The 21843-nt window shown below is 42.5% G+C and carries 19 protein-coding genes; all 19 read left to right on the top strand.

Translation table 11 applies throughout. The features are described from left to right. Position 1 precedes the first annotated feature (1 nt). Positions 2 to 1690 (top strand): portal protein, encoded by a 1689-nt coding sequence (locus tag ACINWC323_RS10875; RefSeq protein WP_009511473.1) that lies wholly within the window; start codon positions 2 to 4, stop codon positions 1688 to 1690. Continuing rightward, positions 1683 to 2015, top strand: a complete 333-nt coding sequence (locus ACINWC323_RS10870) for a Bbp19 family protein (protein WP_009511248.1) — start codon at positions 1683 to 1685, stop codon at positions 2013 to 2015. The genes ACINWC323_RS10875 and ACINWC323_RS10870 overlap by 8 nt, the downstream gene beginning before the upstream one ends. Next, the gene (locus ACINWC323_RS10865) at positions 1975 to 2625 is read left to right on the top strand and encodes a hypothetical protein (RefSeq protein ID WP_009511104.1); all 651 of its coding nucleotides are present in this window, start codon (positions 1975 to 1977) and stop codon (positions 2623 to 2625) included. The genes ACINWC323_RS10870 and ACINWC323_RS10865 overlap by 41 nt, the downstream gene beginning before the upstream one ends. A gap of 11 nt (positions 2626 to 2636) precedes the next feature. After that, entirely contained in the window at positions 2637 to 3659 is a 1023-nt protein-coding gene (locus ACINWC323_RS10860; protein WP_009510948.1) for a major capsid protein, read from the top strand. 13 nt (positions 3660 to 3672) lie between these two features. Next, positions 3673 to 4083 carry a Bbp16 family capsid cement protein gene (locus tag ACINWC323_RS10855; RefSeq protein ID WP_009510860.1) on the top strand — a complete coding sequence of 137 codons (411 nt, stop codon included), beginning with the start codon at positions 3673 to 3675 and terminating at the stop codon, positions 4081 to 4083. A 13-nt stretch (positions 4084 to 4096) separates the two neighbouring features. Then, the gene (locus tag ACINWC323_RS10850) at positions 4097 to 4396 is read left to right on the top strand and encodes a hypothetical protein (protein WP_009511175.1); all 300 of its coding nucleotides are present in this window, start codon (positions 4097 to 4099) and stop codon (positions 4394 to 4396) included. Positions 4397 to 4459: 63 nt separating this feature from the next. After that, complete coding sequence (locus ACINWC323_RS10845; RefSeq protein ID WP_009510791.1) at positions 4460 to 4762, top strand: Gp49 family protein; 303 nt, start codon at positions 4460 to 4462, stop codon at positions 4760 to 4762. A 6-nt stretch (positions 4763 to 4768) separates the two neighbouring features. Next, on the top strand, positions 4769 to 5323 hold the full coding sequence (locus tag ACINWC323_RS10840) for a phage connector family protein (RefSeq protein WP_009511005.1): 555 nt from the start codon (positions 4769 to 4771) through the stop codon (positions 5321 to 5323). Between the two features lie 2 nt (positions 5324 to 5325). After that, a complete protein-coding gene (locus ACINWC323_RS10835) occupies positions 5326 to 7323 on the top strand; it encodes a phage tail protein (RefSeq protein WP_009510838.1) in 1998 nt (665 codons plus the stop codon). Continuing rightward, positions 7320 to 7787: a hypothetical protein gene (locus ACINWC323_RS10830; protein WP_009510989.1), complete on the top strand. Its 468-nt coding sequence runs from the start codon at positions 7320 to 7322 to the stop codon at positions 7785 to 7787. The genes ACINWC323_RS10835 and ACINWC323_RS10830 overlap by 4 nt, the downstream gene beginning before the upstream one ends. Next, positions 7788 to 8282 carry a hypothetical protein gene (locus tag ACINWC323_RS10825; RefSeq protein ID WP_009511374.1) on the top strand — a complete coding sequence of 165 codons (495 nt, stop codon included), beginning with the start codon at positions 7788 to 7790 and terminating at the stop codon, positions 8280 to 8282. After that, positions 8282 to 10564, top strand: a complete 2283-nt coding sequence (locus tag ACINWC323_RS10820; RefSeq protein WP_009510726.1) for a transglycosylase SLT domain-containing protein — start codon at positions 8282 to 8284, stop codon at positions 10562 to 10564. Before ACINWC323_RS10825 ends, ACINWC323_RS10820 begins: the two co-directional genes overlap by 1 nt. Then, on the top strand, positions 10565 to 10909 hold the full coding sequence (locus tag ACINWC323_RS10815) for a hypothetical protein (protein ID WP_155758129.1): 345 nt from the start codon (positions 10565 to 10567) through the stop codon (positions 10907 to 10909). Between the two features lie 78 nt (positions 10910 to 10987). Continuing rightward, positions 10988 to 17512, top strand: coding sequence for a hypothetical protein (locus ACINWC323_RS10810; RefSeq protein ID WP_009511272.1), 6525 nt, complete (start codon positions 10988 to 10990; stop codon positions 17510 to 17512). Positions 17513 to 17643: 131 nt separating this feature from the next. Further along, the gene (locus tag ACINWC323_RS10805) at positions 17644 to 17892 is read left to right on the top strand and encodes a hypothetical protein (protein ID WP_009510801.1); all 249 of its coding nucleotides are present in this window, start codon (positions 17644 to 17646) and stop codon (positions 17890 to 17892) included. Between the two features lie 100 nt (positions 17893 to 17992). Next, on the top strand, positions 17993 to 20542 hold the full coding sequence (locus ACINWC323_RS20370) for a hypothetical protein (RefSeq protein WP_009511187.1): 2550 nt from the start codon (positions 17993 to 17995) through the stop codon (positions 20540 to 20542). 96 nt (positions 20543 to 20638) lie between these two features. Continuing rightward, positions 20639 to 21046, top strand: a complete 408-nt coding sequence (locus ACINWC323_RS10795) for a hypothetical protein (protein WP_009511178.1) — start codon at positions 20639 to 20641, stop codon at positions 21044 to 21046. Continuing rightward, a complete protein-coding gene (locus ACINWC323_RS10790; RefSeq protein ID WP_009511011.1) occupies positions 21036 to 21260 on the top strand; it encodes a hypothetical protein in 225 nt (74 codons plus the stop codon). Before ACINWC323_RS10795 ends, ACINWC323_RS10790 begins: the two co-directional genes overlap by 11 nt. After that, a complete protein-coding gene (locus ACINWC323_RS10785) occupies positions 21247 to 21762 on the top strand; it encodes a glycoside hydrolase family 108 protein (RefSeq protein WP_032881385.1) in 516 nt (171 codons plus the stop codon). Before ACINWC323_RS10790 ends, ACINWC323_RS10785 begins: the two co-directional genes overlap by 14 nt. Positions 21763 to 21843: the final 81 nt, after the last annotated feature.

Consider the following 21843-nt stretch of genomic DNA (forward strand, 5'->3'; position numbering starts at 1 on the left):
TATGAACGAAGATGCAATCAAGAAGCTAAAAAAGCGTTTTGATAAGATTTGGCAAATTCGTGTCAATGATCTAGACGATTATTGCGCTGAGATTGCATTGCACGTTTTGCCAGTTGCAATCAAAACAATTAAGAACCAAGAAACGCATGATCGTAGTTCATGGCGGAAAATTGTAGACAACACCGGCAAGGATGCATTGAAGGTGCTTGCTGCGGGTATGCTTTCTGGCACATGTTCACCAAGTCGTCCATGGTTCGTGATTGAAGCATCTGATCCTGAGCTTAAAAAAGACCTAATGGTTAAGCAGTGGCTTAAAGAGCTACAGGATATCTGCTATTCAACTTTTGCAAAAAGTAACGTGTATCGCACGATTCATAATTGCTATCTGCAAGAGGGTGCTTTTGGTACCTGTGCTGCATTAGCCCCACGATCCAAAGACGCACAGACTATGGACCTGATTCCGATGTCGTTCGGTGAGTATGCCATCACCGTTGATGCGTTCAATAAACCAAACGGCGTATATCGAAAATTCAAGTTGACGGTCGAAAACCTTGTTGCTGAATTTGGCCTTGATAACGTTTCTGACCAGGTAAAAACCGCATTTGAAAATGAAAATATAGAACAGGAATTTGTTGTTCATCACGCCATTTATCAACGTGTAGGTGCCAAAGGATTTGGCGCTAAAAATATGAAGTACGCTTCAATCTACTATGAAGCCAATTCGCAAGATAAGTTGCTACGTGAAAGCGGCCTTGAAAGTTTCGAAGTGATTTGCGGTCGCTGGACAGTATCGAGCAGTGATATTTACGGCGAATCGCCAGCGACTGATTGTTTTGGCGATATGCGCGCATTGCAGAAAGCGCACCTGCAGTTTGCCAAGGGCATTGATTACCAAGTCAGTCCGCCATTGTTATTGCCTTCACATCTTAAGGGGCAGGAAAAAGAGACTTTACCAAACGGTATCGCATTCTATAACCCAAGCCCAACAGGCAATGTCGCTCAAGTACAGCCGATGATGAATGTCCAGTTTGCATTTGATGGCGTATTTACTGCAATTGCTCAGTGCCAAGACCGTATTAATCGAGCATTTTTTAAGGACCTGTTCCTGATGCTGGACCAATACGATCAAGGCAAAATGACAGCAACAGAAGTTTATGAGCGTAAATCAGAAAAGATGCTCATGCTTGGTCCTGTAGTTGAACGTCAGATTGATGAGTTGCTACGTCCGCTTGTAGAAATTTGTGTGCAACGTGTGCTTGAAACAGTTCCGTATTTGATGCAAACAGCACCACAAGCCATACAAGGTGCGGATATTAAAATCGAGTTTGTGTCCATTCTGGCATTGGCTCAACGTGCAACCGGTGCATCGAATCTGCAACAGATGCTGGCAATGGTCGCACAGATCGCACAAGTAGATCCTCAAGCACTCGATAAATTTGATACGGATAACTTCATTGATGAGTTTGCAGATGTAATCGGGGTGACACCTCGAATTTTCCGCGACCAACGAGCTGTAGATCAAATCCGTGCAGACCGGGCACAGCGCCAGCAAGCAGAAGCGCAACAGCTTGCGATGCAACAGCAAACTGCAATGAACAAGGACCAAGCACAAACACTGCAAACGGTCAGTCAAGTTGATCCCAACACCATTGCAAATGCCGCTCTTGAGGGAGGGCTTGTAGATGTCTAAGAGCCCTTATGAGTTGCAACGTGAGCAAGAGCTTAACGATCTTAAAGCGATACTTGATACCGACCACGGCAAGCGCTATCTGATGCGCTTAATTGAACGTGCAGCACTTTACCAACCAACTTATGCAAGCGGCACACAACCAAGCGACTTCGCTTTTATGGAAGGTCGGCGAGATTTCGGATTGTTCATCCTTGCAGAAATTACAACGGTCAGCACAGACGCATGGTTAGACATGCAGAAAGTGAATTTTCAACAAATTAAAGAAACCAATGAGAGAGTGAAAAATGAGCGAGAACAACAACGCGCCAGCAGCGACAACGATTGATACCCCTGCAGCGACAACTACGCCAGCAGCTACAGATACTCCTGTAACTACGGTCGCAACTCCTCCTGTGGAACAGCAACCAGGCGCTACAGATAATCCGCCAGCGGACAATCCAGAACCTGAGGTGCTTTTAGGTGGCGAACAACCGCCTGCTGCCGATCAGCCAATTCAATATACAGATTTCACATTACCAGAAGGCTTTGAGTTAGACGGCGATGATTCTAAGGCGCTTCTTGAACTAGGGCAGCAATTCAAAATGCCACAGGAAGCGGTGCAAAAACTTGTTGATCTGGGCGTACAGATGCAGCAGCGCCAAGTCGCCCAGCAACAGCAAATGGTTCGTTCATGGATCGATGCAACCCGTGCCGATGCGGAATATGGCGGTGAAAAATTGCAACAAAGCCTGTTGACAGCGCAGAAGGCTTTCACCTTACCTCGGGGCGATAAAATCTCTAAGCTTCTAGGTAGTAGCGGATTAGGTAACCATCCTGATGTTATTGGCTTTATGACCGAAGTAGGCAAGTTGTTGCAACCTGACAACATCGTCCATGGTCAAGGGGCTAATACAGGGAATGTTTCACCAGCGTCCGTATGGTATGACAAATCATAAGGAAAACATAAATGCCTACGATTGTTCAAAATAACCCGACCTTAGCTGACGTTGCGCATAATATCGGTAACAACTCTAAGGTCGGGAAGATCATTGAAGTATTAAACCAGCGTCAAGATTTACTTGACGATGCGGTGGTGATTGAAGCCAATAGCGGCACGCAAAACAAAACCAGCGTGCGTACAGGTTTGCCAAAAGGCACGTGGCGTAAACTGAACTACGGTGTTCAGCCTGAGAAAACAGCACGTGTTCAAGTTGCTGATAGTACCGGCCAGTTAACGACCTATTCTGAAATCGATAAAACACTTTACGATTTGCAGGGTGCAAATGCTAATCAATGGCGCCAAGAGGAAGATGCGGGCTTCCTTGAAGGCTTATCGCAAGAAGTGATGCAAAACATTATTTACGGCGATACTGCAAGTGATGTTTCCAAATTTAATGGCTTGGCGATTCGCTACAACAACCTGATTGACCCAGAAACGGGCGTTGCTCCTGCAAGTGCTGCAAATATTATTGATGCAGGCGGCACAGGCGCAAATAACACGTCGATCTACATTGTTCAGTGGGCACAAGATCGTACGCATCTTTTTTATCCGCAAGGCACAAAAGCAGGCTTGGATATTCAAGACAAAGGACAGGTTACTTTGCTTGATGCGCAAGGCGGACGCTATGAAGGTCTGCGCACCTATTTCCAATGGGATATCGGCTTATCAGTGCGTGATTGGCGCTCTGTAGTACGTATTGCAAATATTGATGTTGCCCAATTGAAGAAAGATGCAAGTACCGGCGCAAATCTGGTTGATCTTTTAGATGAAGCATTGTCTTTATTGCCTTTGGCTGGATCTTCACGCGTATCGATCTATATGAACCGCAAAGTTAATACGGTCCTTAAAGGGCAGGTTAACTACTTAAAAAACGTTCGTCTTACGCTGGAAGATTTCCGTAAAGACGGCGGCCGTAAAATTCAAGCTTGGGATGGTACGCCGATTCGCATCTGCGATGTCATCTTGAATACTGAAGCTCGCGTGGTTTAAGGAGAATTGAATCATGGCATTAGTTGACCGTTTATTGCAGTTCTCTGATAAGCAAACCCTTGCTTCAGGGAACAGTACAAATGTCCTGGATACCAAATTTAAAAACGTAGGTACTGCAGGATTGCCAGTTGTGCTGAAAGGACACAGCATTTTACCAACTACAGTTACCGTATCGGTGAAATTACAGCACAGCGATGCTGAAGCTTCGGGTTATACCGATGTTTGCGCATCAAAGGACTTCACAGTTGCTGAACTGGCGAAGGGCACATATTTCCCGGTAACCACTAATACCAAACGCTTTATTCGTTTGGTTTATACCGTTACAGGAACTGTCACAGGTGGAACGATCAGTGCTTACATTGGTAATGCCGCAGATATGCGTAGCGATTACCAAGCAGTTGTTGGCCCTGGTGTTCCAGTTTAAGGAGTCGTTGTAAATGTCTAAATTTGTAAAAGTAATCGCAATTGCGACAGGTTTTTATAACGGCCTTCGTGAAGTTGGTGGTGATCCTTTTGAAGTTCCTGTGGACATGGTGTCTGACGATGCGTGGTTTAAACCAGTGTCGGGGGCAACGTACGTTAAAGATTCTGAAGATCAGGATGTTAACGGCAATTATTCACGCATGAATAAAGAAGCCTTAACCGCAGCTGCGGTTGCAAAGGGCATTGAGCTAAACGGTTCTGAAACCAAGGCTCAACTTGTTGAGTTGCTAGAAGCAAAAGACCTTTTGGATTAAAGCCTGTAGATCTGTATTCGTACAGGCCTTTTAACCAAGTAAACGTAGCGAAAGGTAATAAAAATGTCAGAACAAGAAATTGAAAAACAGATTCAGGAAAAAGGTTTGAACGCTCCACGTTTGACCCCTGAAGCGATTGATGCACAGATCACAGGTGAGCAATATTACGTTTTCCCCGGAACTACGGTAACTATTTGCCTTCTTAATCTTCGCAACGGTTTCACTGTAACTGGTGAATCAGCTTGTGCAAGCCCTGAAAATTTCAACACTGAAATCGGCCAAAAAATCGCACGTGACAATGCACGCGATAAAATCTGGCAACTTGAAGGGTATCGATTAAAAGAATCTCTTTATTTGGCAGGGTAAAACCTTATGAGATCAATTACTGATCTTTTCAATCTAGCCCTGTCGCATCTTGCGCAGGGCTATGTTGTTAATGATCCTACTGAACAAACGCCTCATGCTCGATTGTGTAGTACTTACTATCCAATTTGCAGACAGGAAATACTTGATGATGATCATCAATGGACATTTGCTGTCGCAAGTTTGCCATTGAATATCGACGCTGGGTATACAGCAAAAATCGCATACGTTCTGCCGAGTGATTATATCCGCCCATTCCAGTTGGAATCAGGCGCACGCTTTTATATTGAGGGCGATCATCTAATCACTGATGACCCTTCGCCAGTTTTGCGCTATGTCCGTGATGTGAAGGACCTTGCTGTCTTGCCAGCTAAATTCAAGATGGCGTTGTCATATTTACTGGCCGCCAGAATCTCAGGCGCTCTGATCAACAACGAAGATAAACAGCGTGCAATGATCAATCTTTATGAAAAAGAGAAGGCTGAAGCAGTCACCAAGGACCTGCAACAGCATCGTATTGTGAACCGTCCAGATTTTGAAGGCTCAATTCAGCAAGCGAGATAACCATGCAATTATCATTTAATGGCGGCATCGTTTCCCCTGAAATGTTTGGTCGTATTGACCAAGCAAAATATCAGTCTGGTGTGGCTAAATGCATCAACTTTTATGTTGAGTTGTACGGTGGCTTAACTTACCGTTCAGGCTTGCGATACGTGCATCACTATCCTCTTACTCATGGATTGATGCGACTTGTGAGGTTTGTATTTAGCGAAGAACAGGCAGTTGTTTTGGCTATCCGTGCCGGCGCTGTAAACTTCTTTGCCAACGGCGGCATGCTGTTAGATGATAATGACCAACCAATTGAACTCGCTGTTCCATATGCCGAAGAACATTTAATGCAACTTCGGTATGCGCAATCGGCAGATGTAATCACAATTACTCATCCCAACTATGTGCCGAGAAAAATTATTCGAAAGGGCGCGACCGAATGGTCTGTCGAATTTGTGACTGTATCCTATGGCATCGGCCAGCCGCAAAATCTAACCGGCGTTGCAAATAAGCCGAATACGACGGGGTTCATTGAAAAGGATTACGTTTATCAAGTAACGGCGGTCAACGAAGATAATGAGTCACAAGCGTCAGAGAAATCACCTATTCTGAAAAATGACTTAACCCTTGCCGGCAATACAAACGTTTTGACATGGGACGCGGTACCAGGTGCGACACGCTATAACGTTTTTAAATTGCGTTCTGGTCTTGCAAGTTTTATTGGTGAAACAACAGAGCTAAGTTTCACTGATGACTACATTGAAACAAACGGCGCTATTACTCCACCATTGATCCGTAATCCGTTTGAGTTCAACCCTACGGCAGTTGCATACCATGGACAAAGAAAAGTCTATGGTGGTGGTTACAACGCACCACAATGGATACGAATGTCACGCACTGCAACCGATGATAATTTTGGGTATCACATTCCACTTCAGGATACCGACTCAATTCAGATCCGCTTTGCAGCTCGAGACGGGAACGGGGTCAAACATCTGGTGCCAATGGGCGATTTACTGATTCTAACGAGCGGTGCGCTTTGGAAATTATCTTCAGATGGCGCAATGACCGCTGCCAGTGTGAATGCAAGCAAGAGTTCAAGCACAGGGGCGAACGATGTAACGCCAGTTGAACTGGATGGTGCTGCAATTTTTGCATCAGACCAAACAGGCCATATCCATGAAATATCCCTTTCACAGGGCATCAATTCAAACTACCAAACAATAGACTTGTCGCTCATGTGCCCGCACTTATTTGACGGGCATAAAATTATTGATTGTGCTTTGGTGCGCAACCCTTTAGATATTTTATATTTTGTTAGAGACGATGGCGTTTTGCTTTCGCTCACTTATAACGCACAACAACAAGTATGGGCTTGGGCAGAGCACCATACACAGGGTAAATATCTGTCAGTTGCGGCAATTCCAGAAGAAAACCAGACTGTTTTATATTGCTTGATTGAAAGGGGCAATATTAGAACAATTGAACGCATGTTAATGCGTCAACCTATTGAAATGAAAGATAATTGTTTGCTTGATAGCTCTATCCAATACAAAGGTGCACCGATAAAAACGATATCTGGTCTTGATTGGTTAGAGGGCCGTGAAGTTTCAATTTTTGCGGATGGCGGTGTAAAACCCCCTAAGGTTGTAAAAGATGGATCAATTACTTTAGACCGCGAATTATCAAACGTTTGGATCGGATTAAACTATGTGGGTGAATTTGAGTCATTACCTTTGATTTCAGAAACTACGCACCCAGCAAAACCAAAGTTACCGACACAAGTCCATTTGCGCGTTAAATCAACTCAAGGGATATGGGCGGGTACTGATCCAAAGCAACTGACAGAATATAAGCCACGCAATTCTGAACCATACGGGCAACCGCTTAGATTGCTTACCGGATGGGTGCAAATCCCTGTTGCCAGTGCATACGAAAAGGATCTTCAAATTATCGTAAAACATGATAAACCTTTACCTATGAAACTATTGGCACTAGAGGCGGAATTTAAATGACAATTACAAATATTGAGATTCGAAAACCGACTGAACGAGATATTCGTATTCTTGTTGAAAACTTGCGCCCGGCTGATAAGGAAGAAATGAAAGCCTACTTCAATGACAACTTTGCTTGGCAAATCAAAACGAGTGTGAAGTATTCTCGCGATGCCTGGGCGGTAGTTGTGAATGGTAAGCTGTTGTTTATCTGCGGCGTTGGGTTGACAAGCATGCTCGGCAATGTAGGTTGCCCTTGGCTATTAGGTACTACGCATATTCAAAGTCACCAAAAAGAATTTTATAAGCAGGCGCAAAAAATTCTAGGTGAAATGAAAGAAAACTATGCGGTTTTAGAAAACCATGTTCATGCGAAAAATACCGCTGCAGTTTCATTTCTGAAACGGCTCGGATTTGAGATCGGTGAAGCAGAACCTTACGGGACAAACGGCGAAATGTTTTATCCGTTTGCAATGGTGGCATAAATGGCATTAGGTCCAGCAGCAGCTTTTGCCGGATTCAAGGCTTTAAACACTTATAACAAATCTAAAGCTGAGAAAAAGGCATACCAACAACAAGCAAAAATTGCAGATTTAAATGCACAGCTTGAAGATAATCAGGCCCGTAACGCAATCGATTATGGCCGTAATCAAGTTGAAGATTATCAACGAAACGTTGGTGCTTTTAAATCGAGCCAGATTAATGCCCTTGCTGACAATGGAATTGATGTATCCCAAGGATCTGCAATTGATTTGTTGGCCAGTACAGAGATGCAGGCGCAAAGCGATATTGACACATTGCGCTATAACGCTGCACTTCAATCATGGGGCCATCAAGTTAATAAAACGAATTATGTGAACCAAGCACGCGGATTACGTGTGCAAGCCAATTCAATTAATCCTATTTTTAATGCATTACTCGATGGAGGACAGGCATTCATGCAAGCTGGTGGGTTACAAGGAATGGGAGGTGCGGGCTAATGCGTGTTCCAGAATTTAAGCCTCAAATAAATGAAGCACAGGCACCATCAGTTCAAGTGCGTGGTGGACTTACACCAGGTGAAGCGGTCAATACGGTTGGTAATCAGCTTGATGCGCTTACCGGCTTTGCTGCGGCTGGTGCGCAAGTTGCTAATCAGTTTCAAGATGAGTCTGACCGTGTTCGAGTAATGGATGCGACAAATAAACTTAGTGAGTTAAAGATTCATCTTCAAAATAACAATATTGACGGATTTGGAAATAAAAAGGGTGTTGATGTAGTTGGTTTTGATGATGGTCAGGGCGGTGGTTTTGTTGATTACTACTCACGTGCGTATCAAGACGGCGTAAGCGAAATTGCTTCTAAACTTGGCAATAACAATCAGCGCCAAATGTTCAAACAACTGTCTGAGCGTGACATTGTTGGTTTTAAGTCTAATCTGCAAAGCTATTTCGTACGTGAAAATGATACTTACCAGAAAAGTGTATATTCAGCGTCCGCTGACAGATTCCTCCGAAACATCAACGAGAATCCAGCCAATTTTGCGCTGATTGATGAGGACCGCTTAAATCTTAAGGCCGCGATCAATAAAACTATGCAGCTCGATGGCAAATCAGCGCTTGAAGCAGAAAACGTGTACTTAAGCACTATTTCTCAAGCGCATATCAGCAACATTAATTCTTTTATTGAGAATAGTGATTTGCGTGGTGCTGTGCAGTACCGCGACAAATATAAAGATGAAATTTCACTGAACGATTCATTTAAGGCAAACAAACAGATCCAGCAAAAATTAGAAGAAAAAGAAGTCGATATGCTGGTGAATATGGCTTCATACGGTACTGAAGAAAACAGCAATTTTGCTTTGAATCTGCCGCCACAGGCTGCGAAGCAGGCAATTAACGAGTTGCAAAATCTTACGCCTGCTGAAATGAAAAACATCAAATACAATGATGAAAGACTGGACATTTATACTGTTCAGGCAGCCAAAAATAAGGGCATGGAACATTTCGCTCCTTTAGTAATGGGGCTTAGATTGGCAGGAGAAAAATCCAATAACAATCAGGTTTCTGAAGTTGGTGCAAAGTCGATTATGCAATTTATCCCAGCGACTTGGCACGGCAAGCCGAATCAGAAAAACGGATACAAGTGGGATCGAGCAACCGGCAGGGAAAGAGATATTAATAATCCGGCGGATGTAATTGATGCCGCTTTTGAATATGTTGCTGATGTGAGTAAGAGATACAATACTAAAGACCCTATGGTTATTGCTGCACAGTACCATGGCGGCGATGCTGATGCTAAAAGAGTGCTCGCAGGACAGTTACCGAATGGTCCAAGAGGAAGGGCGTATTTAGAGCGCATGGATAAATGGCTAACTGACGGCTTTGGTCGCTATGCAAGTCAACCCGGCCGTTCTCGCGAGCAAGCATTTGAAGTGGTCTGGAATAGTGGGGCGTCTGCTAAAGTCAGAGGTGAAGCACAAACAAGGTTAAATCAAATGTTTGCAGCTCAAGACAAAATCAAAGCTGAACAACAGGATCAGGTTTATAGCGATTTACATACTAGTTTGATCACGGGGCAATCTACTTTTGAGCAGCTTCCAGTAAATATTGTGTCTATCCTAAAACCAAATCAGGTGGACAGTTTACGGTCTGTAAGCAGAGCAATTTATGAAAAACCTGTTAAAACCGACCCAACTTTATACAGCACAATAATGTTGAACAAACAGGAGTTGTTTAAAGGAAAACCCCAATCTGTAGTACACCAATATGCGGACAAACTATCCCCTCAAGACTATCGTAACGTTACGCAAATGTATCTTGAAGTGAATAAAGAGCCTAAAGAAATTAAAAAAACTGACGGTATTGATGTTACTCCGAACAATGTTGCTAACGCCCTTGAACCTTATTTGCCAATGTTAGGTATTAATAAGAAATCGGATAAAAAGCAAATTGATCATTATTCAGCAATACAAACAGATTTAATCCAAACTCTCCGAGAAGCTCAGGCCAAAAACGGCGGTAAACTTTCACGTGAGCAGTTTGACAGAGTTGTTTTAAAAAACTTGAATCGACAGGTTCAAATAACAACTTCAAGACCATTCTTTGATGATACAGTAGAATTAAACCGTGTTTATGCTCAAGTGAAAAGTAAAGACGACATTACGGATTCAATGAAGAAAAAAATCGATAATGTTTTCAAGAAACAAGGCAGAGATACAAGCAAGGTGTCTAATGCAGAGTATATAAACTCTTATTATTCAATGATGCGAAGAGGGTTTTAAGTGAAAAATATCTTACTTGGTTTAGTAGCTATTTTAGCACCAACAATATTTTATGAATTGTTTTTGGAGATATTGTTAAGTATTGGAGTAACAGATACATCGACTATTAAAGTAATCAATGCTGCTCTCTATGTTGCTTTGGCTTTTATTTTGACGGTATTGGTTTTTGAAAATATTAAAACTAAAAACAAGCTGCTTACTACTTTGGGAGATGTTGTATCTGGTGCGGCATTATTTATAATCGCTTACCCTTCATGGGTTTCAGGATTTTATATTGTTGTGTCTTTTGCCATTGTTATGTGGTGGAACGATCGTTATAAGAAAAAGTCAAAAGTGGCGGTCTAAGCTGTCAACAGCAAAAGCCGTTTTACCCCATAACAGCATTTAAGATTACATAAGTCCGTAGTCTTAAGTGCTTTTATTATGTCTAATCAAAACACAGCTAATCTAACAATTGGTCAATTATTCGAATTAAACCAAGGTAAAAACGCAACCCAAATTGCAGATAATGAAGCGCGTGCGCGTAAAGCTGCTGAGTCTTTGGGTTTAGACTACAACAAGATGACGGAAACGCCTGAGCAGATTGCTTCTGTAGCGTATGAAGTCAATACACAAAAACAATTAAACCAGGTGATCGCCAGTGACCCTGTGCTGGGCAAGTATGCGCTTAATCCTCACCAGGCTGCGGTATCGCTTGATGATTTCGGCTCATTAAAAAAAATAAGCGATAGCGTTTCATTGTTTGGCTCAAGCCTGAACGATCCAAGACAAGCGGTCAGCTATTCAGATATTCAGAATGCAATTACTAAAGGTGCAACGCCTGAACAACAGAAACGATTGCAAGAATTAGGCATGTACCAAAAGCCTGAGCGAGAGAGTAAGCCAAATGTTACGCCCGCATTGCTTTCACAACTTAACGGCCCTTTGGTACCGCAAAGCTATGAGCAAATAGTCAAATCAACACACGACAAAATTCTGAAAGAAAACGGCGCATTTGCGGCAGCACGATTTAATCGTTATATGGAGAACCAGAAATATTGGATCGACCAATCTACGTCTGCGGAACCACCTAACCAAGAAGAACAGGGCAATCGATACGCAAATGCAGCCATTCGTGCACTGGCAACTATTGGACAGACAGAAGGCGCTGCGCTGTATGCAGTGACTGGTAGCGACAAGCTTTTAAATTTAGCTACGCGTGTTAAAAACAAAGCGGTCGCTTCACAGGAAATGGGTGACTTACTCCAACAGGCTCAGTTGGCAGCACAGTACAATGATGCTGGTGCATTAGGCGCTGCACAGGAAATTATTAAAAACGGTAGTGCAAGCGTACTTGGCGAATTCCTTGTTGAACAAGCTCCGCCTGCCTTATTAGGTTTTGCAGCGGGTGCAGGCGCAGGTAGCGTACTATCTCAAACTTTGACACGTAGTACAGCGAAGTATGCACCAATCCTTGTGAACATGGAAAGGGCAGCAGCATTAACACGTGGCGCAGCGATTACAGGAAGTGCCATTGAAGGCGGTTTAGGTTCTGGTGCAGCGGATATCGTTGCATCATACGGGCAAAACATGGCGGAAGCACGTGAGAAGTTTTTAACACGTCAGGAACAGATTGATTATGCCGCTGCTAAAACTTGGGGTTCGGCAAAATATTCAGCCTTAGGCGGTTTGTTGCTACCAGTTACTTTTGGCGGCCCATTGCGTACAGTAGGCGGTCAAGCTGTTATTCAAGGGGCAGCAGGCGTTTATTCAGTACAAGGTGCAGCGGATGCGGTAGGAGAGAAGGCAGATCCAGTTGAGATGGCGTTGGAAGGCGTTTTAGGAATGGCAATGGCTGCGCCTGAGGTTGCCATGGTTTCGGCAGGCAAAGTCAAGAACCAACATACGGCACAATTTGCACTAGACCAATTGCGCCAAGAACAGCAAAACGATGCGGTTAAATCGAGTACTTTTGCAGCAATTCTAAATACGCTCGTTGATCGAAATAAGGAAAGCAAAACAGCCCAGCGTGATGAAACGGCAAGCCAAGCATTTTTAAAACAGGCTATTGAAGAACACGGCGCTATTAATGAAGTTTATATTGACGGTCAGACGTTCAACCAATTATTGCGTGATCGCGATATTGCACCTGAGGATCTTTTTGCACGTGCGCCGAGTTTGCAAGATCAAATTGGAAATGCTCAAGAATTTAATGGCTCTATTCAGATACCAGTAGATGAATTCGTTTCTGCAATGTCTACTTTGGATGATGCAAGCACATTCGTTGAGAATGTCCGTTCAAGTCCAGATATGCCCACATACCGTGAAGCTCAAGAGAACCTTGCGAAAACCACTGAACAGATGCGCCAAGAATCTGATGTGTTCCTGGCTGAACAATCGAAATTTGAAGTCGCGGAAGAATCTAAAGAGCTGGTGGCAACGGAAATTCAAAATCAGCTTGGAAAAATGGGAACGTTTAATGCGAAGTACAACCGGGCTGCAGGAGAATTGGCGTCAGCATTTTATTCAACCTTAGGCGATAAATTAGGGGTATCTGCAAAAGAAGCTTTTGATCAGTATCCTATTCGTATTGTCGATTCCACAGATGCAAAAGGCACAACGTTTAATCAAAATAAACAGTCGGTAAAAAAACAGAAAGGTACGATAAAAAACAGCCAATCTGAACAAAAGATATTTAACCAAAGCAAGGGCGGTACTCGCGGCTCTATTGTCTTCCCGAACGGTGATATCGGTTCAAATATTCTGTTAAGTAAAAATGCTGACTTCTCTACTTTTGTGCATGAGCTTGGGCACCATTTCCTAGAAATGAATATGGACATTGCAATGCGCCCAGATGCGCCTGCACAAGTCCGTCAAGATATGGAAACTGTTTTGAAATGGGCGAAAGCCGATTTTACTGATATTGGCGAATGGGATTTTTTCACTGATGCTGAAAAAACAGAAGTGCATGAAAAATTTGCTGAAACTTTTGAACAATACATTTTTACTGGCAAAGCGCCAAGCATTGACTTAAAGCAAGTTTTTAATCGCTTCCGTCAATTTATGATTGCTGTATATCGCAACGTTGAAAAATTCTTAGGCATAAATGACCGTGCAGAACTCAACAGTGACATTACGGGCGTTATGGATCGTATGCTTGCTACTGAAAGCGCAATTCAAGAGGCACAGGCTGCTGCTAATTTAGAAATGCTTATCCAGCAGGATGATGCAATGCGCTTGGGTATTAATCCGAAAGATTATGATGAGATGCGCCAAGACCATGAAGTTGCTACTGAACTGGCAATTAACACCCTTGAGCAAAAAACACTTCAAAACTTATCTTGGTACCAAAAGCAAAAAACCGAATACATGCGCACTTTGCAGCGTGAAGCCAATAAAAAACGTGAAACTGTGAAACAGGAAATCGCAAAGGATGTTGCTCAGGAACCAATTTATCAGGCCATGATGTTTTTACGCCAGCCGTTAGAGAAAGCGGATAAGCGCGATTTAAACAATGTTCAACCTGAGCGTGACACATTATTTGAAGCCATAGCCAAGCTTGGTGGGCTAGATTCTCTCGAAATTGAATCGACATGGGGAATTGATCAGCCGGCTAAGATTAAGTCTGGCATCGGCAATAAACCTGTTGCACGTTCCACAAAGTCTAAAGTTAAGGGTCTTTCTATTGAGGAGATGTCTGAACGTCTGGTCGAGTTTGGTTATTTAGCCAAAGATGAAAATGGCAAATTTGATTCGCGCGAATTAGAAGATCGTTTTTCGGATGAGCTGATTGGTAATAAACAATACTCTAATCAAGTTGATCCTGAATTGCTTAATTACGCTCAAGACATGGATATTTTGCAAGGATATGCTGAAGGTAAAGTAACAAAAGGAAAATTATCACTAGATTGGATTGAGTCTAAATACGGCAAAGATAGTGAGGTATTTAAACTGATTTCAAAAGGGGCGTACGGCTTTGCGCAGCGCGGCGGTGAAAATCCAGATCTGGTTGCTGAGATGTTCAATTTTGAAAGCGGTGATGCTTTGATTCGTGGCCTTATCAATTCTCCAACACCAAAACAGCGTATTGATCAGCTAACAGATGAGCGTATGGCTGCTCAGTATTCTGAATTTTATGATCCGCAAAGTATCACTGAAGCGGTTGAATCAGCTTTGCACAATGATATTCGTGCTCGGATGCTTGCATCCGAAATGGCCGCACTTAATGGCTTGCTGGGACGTAAATCCGCTCTCAATGAAGCTGCAAAAACTGTTGCGCGGGATATGGTGCAGCGCCAAAAAATCAACGATATTCGACCGCACATGCGTGCACAAGATGATGCTCGATTAGGTCGCATGGCAAACGATGCCTTCAGGAAAGGTGAAACAGTTGAAGCAGCGCGTCATAAGCGCAATCAACTTGTCCAGTTCTATGCCACTAAGTACAGCTACGATGCAAAAGACCAGGTGCAACAAAATCTAAATCTAGTGAAAAAGATTTTTGGCAATAATGAGAAGTTATCTAAAAATCGTGATTTCGATATGGTAACGGCAGCACGCGGTATTTTGGGTAAATATGGTCTGGGTCGTGATTCATCAAACTATGAGCAACAGCTTGAATTGATTCGTAAGTACGACCCCACTACCTATGCGGAAATCCAAAACATCGGCACTTTGCCAGAGAACCAAGATTATAAAAATCTTTCTCTGGAAGATTTCAGTGCAGTAATGGCTGCGGTAGAAACGCTTTGGCATCGATCACGTGAAAATAAGGTTTGGCATACCACAAACGAAGCATTTGAGCGTGAACAAGTCCGAGAAGAACTGATTCAACAATCCAGTGGTAAAAAAAGTATTGAGAAAATCCAGCAAACAGTTCTCGGACGCGATAAAGTTGCTGAACTTAAGGCCCGATTCATGGAATTGGGTGCATCTGCAAAACGTGTAGATCAGGTTGTGACATGGTTAGATGGCGGACCTACTGGAAAATACCGTGAATACATCCTTAACCCGATGCAGGATGCGTTGAGCAAATACCGAATAGAAAAAGCCAAAATGCTTGATGAAGTTGTAAAAAATTTTGAAGGTTTCGGCAAATTGGATAATTCTAAAATCGCTGCGCCTGAATTAAATAACTATACCTTTATAGGTAAACAGTCTTTACTGCATGCAATCATGCACACGGGTAACACAAGCAACAAAGAACGCTTAGTGCTCGGCTATGGTTGGGGCAGCCGACTAGAAGATGGGTCGGTTGATTTTAGCGGTTGGGACCAATTTTTCAACCGGATGATTGCCGAAGGTACAATCACAAAATCAGATATGGATACAATCCAAAAGTTTTGGGATTTGTTCGATAGCTACAAGGAAAAAGCCCAGATCACGCATAAGAAAATCAATGGTCGTTATTTTGATGAATTACCGAATGCGCCTGTTATGACTCCTTTTGGAGAGTACAAAGGCGGCTATGTTCCGGCGGTCTATGATCGTCTACGCTCAAATGAGCAGGACCGTATCCAAGACAATAATCTGGCAGAAAATAACTTGCAAGCATTGGATATTGCCACAACTGGCGCAAATTTCACAAAGTCACGTGTGGATCGTTACCATGATCAGCTTGAGCTTGATTTGTCGCGATTGCCTAGCCATTTAGATAAAGAGTTGCGATATATCCATTTAGAGCAACAAGTACGCCAGGTGGGGCGATTGCTGCTGAATAAAGATTTCAGAAATGAAATTGAACGGGTATTGCCGTTCGGGGTTAAGCAAATCTTTAATCCATGGTTGAAAGCGGTTGCAAATCAGACAGTGGATGAAAGTTCTGGCATTCATATTTTGGATAACGTATTTCGTGTACTGCGTCGTAATACTGGTATTGCAATTATGTCTGCGAATTTAAAGAACGCGATTGAACAGTTCACTGGCTTTACACAGATTTCAGTCGCGGTACCGGTTAAGCAATTAGTAAAAGCACAGGCGCAGTATTTCAGATCCATAGCTAGTCGTGAAAGCATGGCGAATCAGATCATGGAGATGTCTGATTTCATGAAAACCCGTTTCGACCGCTCTGCTGATGAATACCGTTATGCAATTGATGACATGGTATTCCAAAAAAATGCTTATCAAACGGTGAAAGGTTTCACCATGAAGCACGCATACATACTTCAGACAACGATTCAAAAACCAATGGAGGTCGTATCTTGGCAGGCGGCATTTAGCCATTTCACCGAACAAGGTTTGAATCAATATGATGCGGTCCATGCTGCAGACGGTGTAATTCGTCAGTACATGAACGACATGTCACCAGAAGGCATATCGAATCTCGAACGAGGTACGCCTGCTAAGCGTATGTTCTTGATGTTTTATAACTGGTTCAATATGGTTTGGAATACAGCCAATACTGAAATCAAGCTGGCACTTGAGGCTAATAATGGTAGCTGGGTAGATGCTTCACCACGTTTGGCATATGTTGCCCTTATGATGATTTCGCTGCCAGCAATGCTGTCTGAATTGCTCGGCGTTATCTTCGCTGGCGGTTTGGAAGATGAAGATGATGACGGAAACAAGTGGGATGATCTTTCTGCCAAAATGGCGATATCCCAAGTCAAAATGCTTTCAGCATTCGTACCTTATGCAGGTAATTTTGTGAATGCGGCCATTAGCAATACAGACAGCAATGTGATGAATGACCGTTATACGGCTTCTCCTGCGTTTAGTATGTTGGAGGGAAGCCTTTCTTTAATTCAACATTCCCAACGAGCTCTGAGTGACGATAAAGAAGTTAATCAAGGTAAGGCGGCAAAAGATATTTTGAACACGGCGACCCTTGCTACGGGCATTCCGTTTGCAACCCTTGGGAAGCCAACCGGGTACTGGCTTGATATCTTTAGCGGCAAAAAAGACGAACCAGAAGATGCACTGGATGCGATACGTGGAACTATTACAGGAAAGCACGCGCCTAACGATTAAGAGAAATTAAGAAGGGTTAATATTAGTGAATAATATCAATTATTCGTTAATATTCAATAACTTGTTTTAATATTTTTGTTGACTTCTTTGCTTGATTGGTTCAATCTTTAATCAAGCAGAGGAGAAGTTTTATGCAATATTTGGTCAGCAAAGATTTGGGATACGGTATTTATTTGGGTAAAAAGTCTTTACGTTCACCGGGTAAAGAATACGTTGTATTCAAAAGCAAAAAGGAAATGTTCGTAGGGGTTGAGTCCTATGTTTATGATGAGAAAAGTCGTAAATTGATTTGGGAAGGCATAACCAGTATGAAGCACTTAGACCCCATCATCATTGGATTCGCTGATACTGAAGAAGAAGCGATTGAATTAGCCTTTTAAAAATGTGCTGTTGACATCACAAGACGTGCTACCAACTATTTGAAAGCCACCTTACATAAAATGGGCTGTAGTAATACGGCCTTTTTATTTTGGTGAATATATGACAGTTCCAGTATCCGACCGGCTAAGCCCCTTGTATGTTGGGAACGGCATAAATACGCGTTTTGATTTTACCTTTCGAGTTTTCGAACAAGAAGATGCAACAGGGATAGCTGTAAAATATTTAGATGGTGCAGAATTTGTCACGATAGACGAGAGCAAATATACAGCGTATCTAAATCAGGATCATATGGGTGGATATGTGATCTTCAATGCTGCTCCTGAGCTAGGGTTTGAATTCTATATTGCAGGAGAAACACCGGTTGATCAGGCACTCGATATTACAAACTATGATAATTTTTATCCTGATGTTCTAGAAAAATCACTGGATAAACTCACAGCAATTTTACAAGAATGGTTTCATTCACTTGGATTTGAAAAGATTTCACGTGAGAAAGCTATTGAGATTCTTAATCAGGCACTTCAAGAACAAATCATCGAACAAGGTATCGCATTAGATCAAATCGATGCCTATGCAAAAGGGCTTGCAGATAGAATTAAAAATATTGTTATCGAGAGAGGGTGGTTGGCTGAACTGGTAGTTGATGGTGATAAAACTCAAAAAGAACTAAATACTTTCTTTAAACTAATCGAGGCGTCTCCGGAATTGTTTGGTTATGTAACCGGAGATGCAACCTCATATTTCAAAGCCGCTGCTGGATATGCAAAAGCCTTCAATCTTCCCTTAGTAGCCAAAAACCCTAATGGTTATTTAATTACTGATAGCTTGGATTTCTATACCCCAACAGATATTAGTAAAGTAATCTTACCAGCTGATGATATATCCCGATACTTAACTGTAAAGACAGCAAAAACGCCTGATATAGTTCCCATTGCTTCTCTGTCTGGACTTTCACTTTTTAGCACTAAGGTGACAGGCTTTCCGCTTTCTGCGATAGGTAAATATATACGTATCTCATCGAAAGAAGAAGTACTGACGGAGCGAAATAACCCTCCAAAAAATGAACCGTATTATAAAAACACAGCTTTTCGTTTGCTTGATGCAACTGGTGCGATTTCACCTACTTTGGACATGGGTTTTAATGTAGGTAGTACAGCTAAGGTTGAAATTATTCCAGCAGAAACACGCATTGACTTTAAAATAGGTGAGATAGCAACAACTGGGAACGGGAGTAATCAAAATTCTATAATAATCGAGCGTGATAGTGTTGATGTGTATATCAGTAATGTATTTGGTTCCTCAGGATTTAGAACTCTTGTTGATCTAAGGGGGAATGATTGCAATTTTTACAGTCCACTTATTAAAGATGCGCAGTATGCCGGACTAGGTTACGGCATCTCTATCGGTCTGTGTTGTGATACCAACATTTACAGCATGAAAGCATCAAACTGTACAACTACACTTGATGGTCGACATGGTTCAAACGTTACTGTACACAACTCACGGTTAGAAACAGCAGGGACTCATTGGGGGAACAACTATCTTTTTAAAGACTGTGATATTGATATTGTCACATGGTCCGGTAAAGATTTAAAACTTGAGGGCGGGTCCTTAAGAAACTATGTTTCTATGCGTGTAGATGTTGCGACGTGCCTAGGTTATTGTGAAATTAACGGCACTAAAGTGTATAGCAACACTTATGTAATCACTCCTTCTGGGAATATTATTGCTAATTTCTTCTCTACACCACGTCGTGTATTTGACAGTGTCATTGTCCGCAATGTTGAGTGTACTGAAAATTTAAGTGCAATCTACGGCTACAGCACATCAAGCGTACATGCTGCAGATTATTTGCCACCAAAGAATTTCCACTTTGAAAATATTCTTGCCAAGAAAGCAGATACATTGCGATTAGCAGCACTTAACTTAAACAATTCTGTAGCTTTGTCTGAAACAGCAGAAATCAGGGCTCAGAATATTCAAGCGAAAGTTGTAGTCCCATTGTTTGGTAGAGGTTTTTTGAAATACCCAAGCTCATTTGGGTATAGTGTGAAGGCGATAGGATGCGGAAAAACATACATCCAGTGTGATGCTAATGTTTATTCAAGATATAAGTTGATTGACTCATCTTTTATCGGTGCAACACGTATCAATGCGACCACAGCTCTCGGAGACATTATCTTTCATGATTGTGTCATTGAACATGATCCTGCTGTGGCCACCTCTGGTTTGTTTAATATTGAATCCCGTAAAGGATTTTCTATGTGTGAATATAGGGGTGCATTCAGCAATGCAGGCTCTGTAAACGGAACCACAATGTATTCAAATGGCTGTCGTGCGCAAATAGGTGCATCTGGCTATCCAATGCCGCTGGCAGGATATGTGAATAGAACGATATATCAGAGAGATGAAACACCAATTGTTTTTGATCCGCCTTTGATTCAACCAGGGCAAACAAATCAACAAATTTTTGATTTCCCAGGTGCGCAGTTGGGCGATCCGGTCGTTGCATCTTTCAGTATTTATAATGCAAGCATAGCGATTAGAGCATTTGTCTCTGCCACAAATAAAATAACAGTCTCTATCACTAACACTGGAAGTGTCGATGTGGATTTAGCACAAGGCAGTTTGATCATTAAGATGCTTTGACTTCTGTCTTTGAAAAGGGGCTTTTTTACTGTCAACAGAAAACGATACTTCACAATTCCTAATCCGTAAAATCAGCAAAAACGGTAAGGACTTTTCATGTCTGATACAGAAGGCTACGGCTTAAGATTTGAGAAAAAAATAGACGAGATCAAAGCAGATCTTAAAAGCGTTTCTGAAACACAGATCCGCCAATCAATGGCACTTGAAACAATTTTGACTCAAGGCAAAGACAACGCGCGTGAGATAGAACGGCTGGATGAAAAGGTACGTCATCTCGAGAACAAGTCCAGCAATTTAGATGGTGGATTGAATGTTGTCCGCTGGATCAGCGGGGCTTTAACTGGTGCGCTGATCGGCCTTGCGGGTTGGCTTGGCTCATCAATTATTGATTTGAAGCAGGAAACGTCTATCCATTCCTCAAAACTAACACGAATCGATACAGATGCTAATTCAGCGAATGTTCGGCTTTCTCAAGTAGAAAGGAATATAAAAAATGAACAGTGAAAATACACGTACATATTTAGCCTTTGCGGCCATCGCCATGTCTCTGTTCTGTGTTGTTGGGCTTTTCTTTGTTGAGATGCCAGATAAGAACCGGGACTTAATTAACGTGGCGCTGGGTGCGATTCTGGGCTGGTCTGGAACCGTGGTGGCCTTTTATTTTGGGTCAAGTGACAAACAACGAAAGGAAGTAAATGAACATGATGACATTCGATAAGGCATTTGACCGGTTGATCGGGCATGAAGCTGGCTATTCAAGTGATAAGCGTGATCCGGGAAACTGGACAGGCGGTAAGGTAGGTGTTGGTGTTCTAAAAGGTACCAAATATGGCATTGCTGCAAATACCTATCCGAATCTGGATATCAAAAACTTAACTCTTGAACAGGCTAAGCAGATCTATAGAAAGGATTGGTGGGATAAGCTTGGTGCAGATAGTTTGCATTCAGCGATTGTATTCCAGCTTTGGGACTTTGCTGTAAATGCTGGTAAGTCACGAGCAATTAAAGAGCTTCAACAGGTCGCTGGTGTACCGGATGACGGAATCATTGGGCCTAAAACGATTGCGGCAGTAAAAGCTATGGATGTGAATGATGTTCTTCTAAAGCTCAATGCCGAGCGTTTGAAGTTCTATACATCATTAGGAACATGGTCAACATATGGCAAAGGCTGGACCAATCGAGTTGCGGAGAACCTAATCTATGCAGCAATCGATAATTAAGAAGCGGTGCCAACGATCAAAACTTGCTTCGCTTGTCACAGTGCTGTGTCTCCTATTCTCAGGATGCACAGCCCACACAAT

The organism is Acinetobacter sp. WC-323 (genome assembly GCF_000314615.1).
GTDB lineage: Bacteria > Pseudomonadota > Gammaproteobacteria > Pseudomonadales > Moraxellaceae > Acinetobacter > Acinetobacter courvalinii.

Coding starts and splice junctions, on each gene's coding strand:
- ACINWC323_RS10875 (WP_009511473.1), top strand. CDS start 2: ATGAACGAAGATGCAATCAAGAAGCTAAAAAAGCGTTTTGATAAGATT.
- ACINWC323_RS10870 (WP_009511248.1), top strand. CDS start 1,683: ATGTCTAAGAGCCCTTATGAGTTGCAACGTGAGCAAGAGCTTAACGAT.
- ACINWC323_RS10865 (WP_009511104.1), top strand. CDS start 1,975: ATGAGCGAGAACAACAACGCGCCAGCAGCGACAACGATTGATACCCCT.
- ACINWC323_RS10860 (WP_009510948.1), top strand. CDS start 2,637: ATGCCTACGATTGTTCAAAATAACCCGACCTTAGCTGACGTTGCGCAT.
- ACINWC323_RS10855 (WP_009510860.1), top strand. CDS start 3,673: ATGGCATTAGTTGACCGTTTATTGCAGTTCTCTGATAAGCAAACCCTT.
- ACINWC323_RS10850 (WP_009511175.1), top strand. CDS start 4,097: ATGTCTAAATTTGTAAAAGTAATCGCAATTGCGACAGGTTTTTATAAC.
- ACINWC323_RS10845 (WP_009510791.1), top strand. CDS start 4,460: ATGTCAGAACAAGAAATTGAAAAACAGATTCAGGAAAAAGGTTTGAAC.
- ACINWC323_RS10840 (WP_009511005.1), top strand. CDS start 4,769: ATGAGATCAATTACTGATCTTTTCAATCTAGCCCTGTCGCATCTTGCG.
- ACINWC323_RS10835 (WP_009510838.1), top strand. CDS start 5,326: ATGCAATTATCATTTAATGGCGGCATCGTTTCCCCTGAAATGTTTGGT.
- ACINWC323_RS10830 (WP_009510989.1), top strand. CDS start 7,320: ATGACAATTACAAATATTGAGATTCGAAAACCGACTGAACGAGATATT.
- ACINWC323_RS10825 (WP_009511374.1), top strand. CDS start 7,788: ATGGCATTAGGTCCAGCAGCAGCTTTTGCCGGATTCAAGGCTTTAAAC.
- ACINWC323_RS10820 (WP_009510726.1), top strand. CDS start 8,282: ATGCGTGTTCCAGAATTTAAGCCTCAAATAAATGAAGCACAGGCACCA.
- ACINWC323_RS10810 (WP_009511272.1), top strand. CDS start 10,988: ATGTCTAATCAAAACACAGCTAATCTAACAATTGGTCAATTATTCGAA.
- ACINWC323_RS10805 (WP_009510801.1), top strand. CDS start 17,644: ATGCAATATTTGGTCAGCAAAGATTTGGGATACGGTATTTATTTGGGT.
- ACINWC323_RS20370 (WP_009511187.1), top strand. CDS start 17,993: ATGACAGTTCCAGTATCCGACCGGCTAAGCCCCTTGTATGTTGGGAAC.
- ACINWC323_RS10795 (WP_009511178.1), top strand. CDS start 20,639: ATGTCTGATACAGAAGGCTACGGCTTAAGATTTGAGAAAAAAATAGAC.
- ACINWC323_RS10790 (WP_009511011.1), top strand. CDS start 21,036: ATGAACAGTGAAAATACACGTACATATTTAGCCTTTGCGGCCATCGCC.
- ACINWC323_RS10785 (WP_032881385.1), top strand. CDS start 21,247: ATGACATTCGATAAGGCATTTGACCGGTTGATCGGGCATGAAGCTGGC.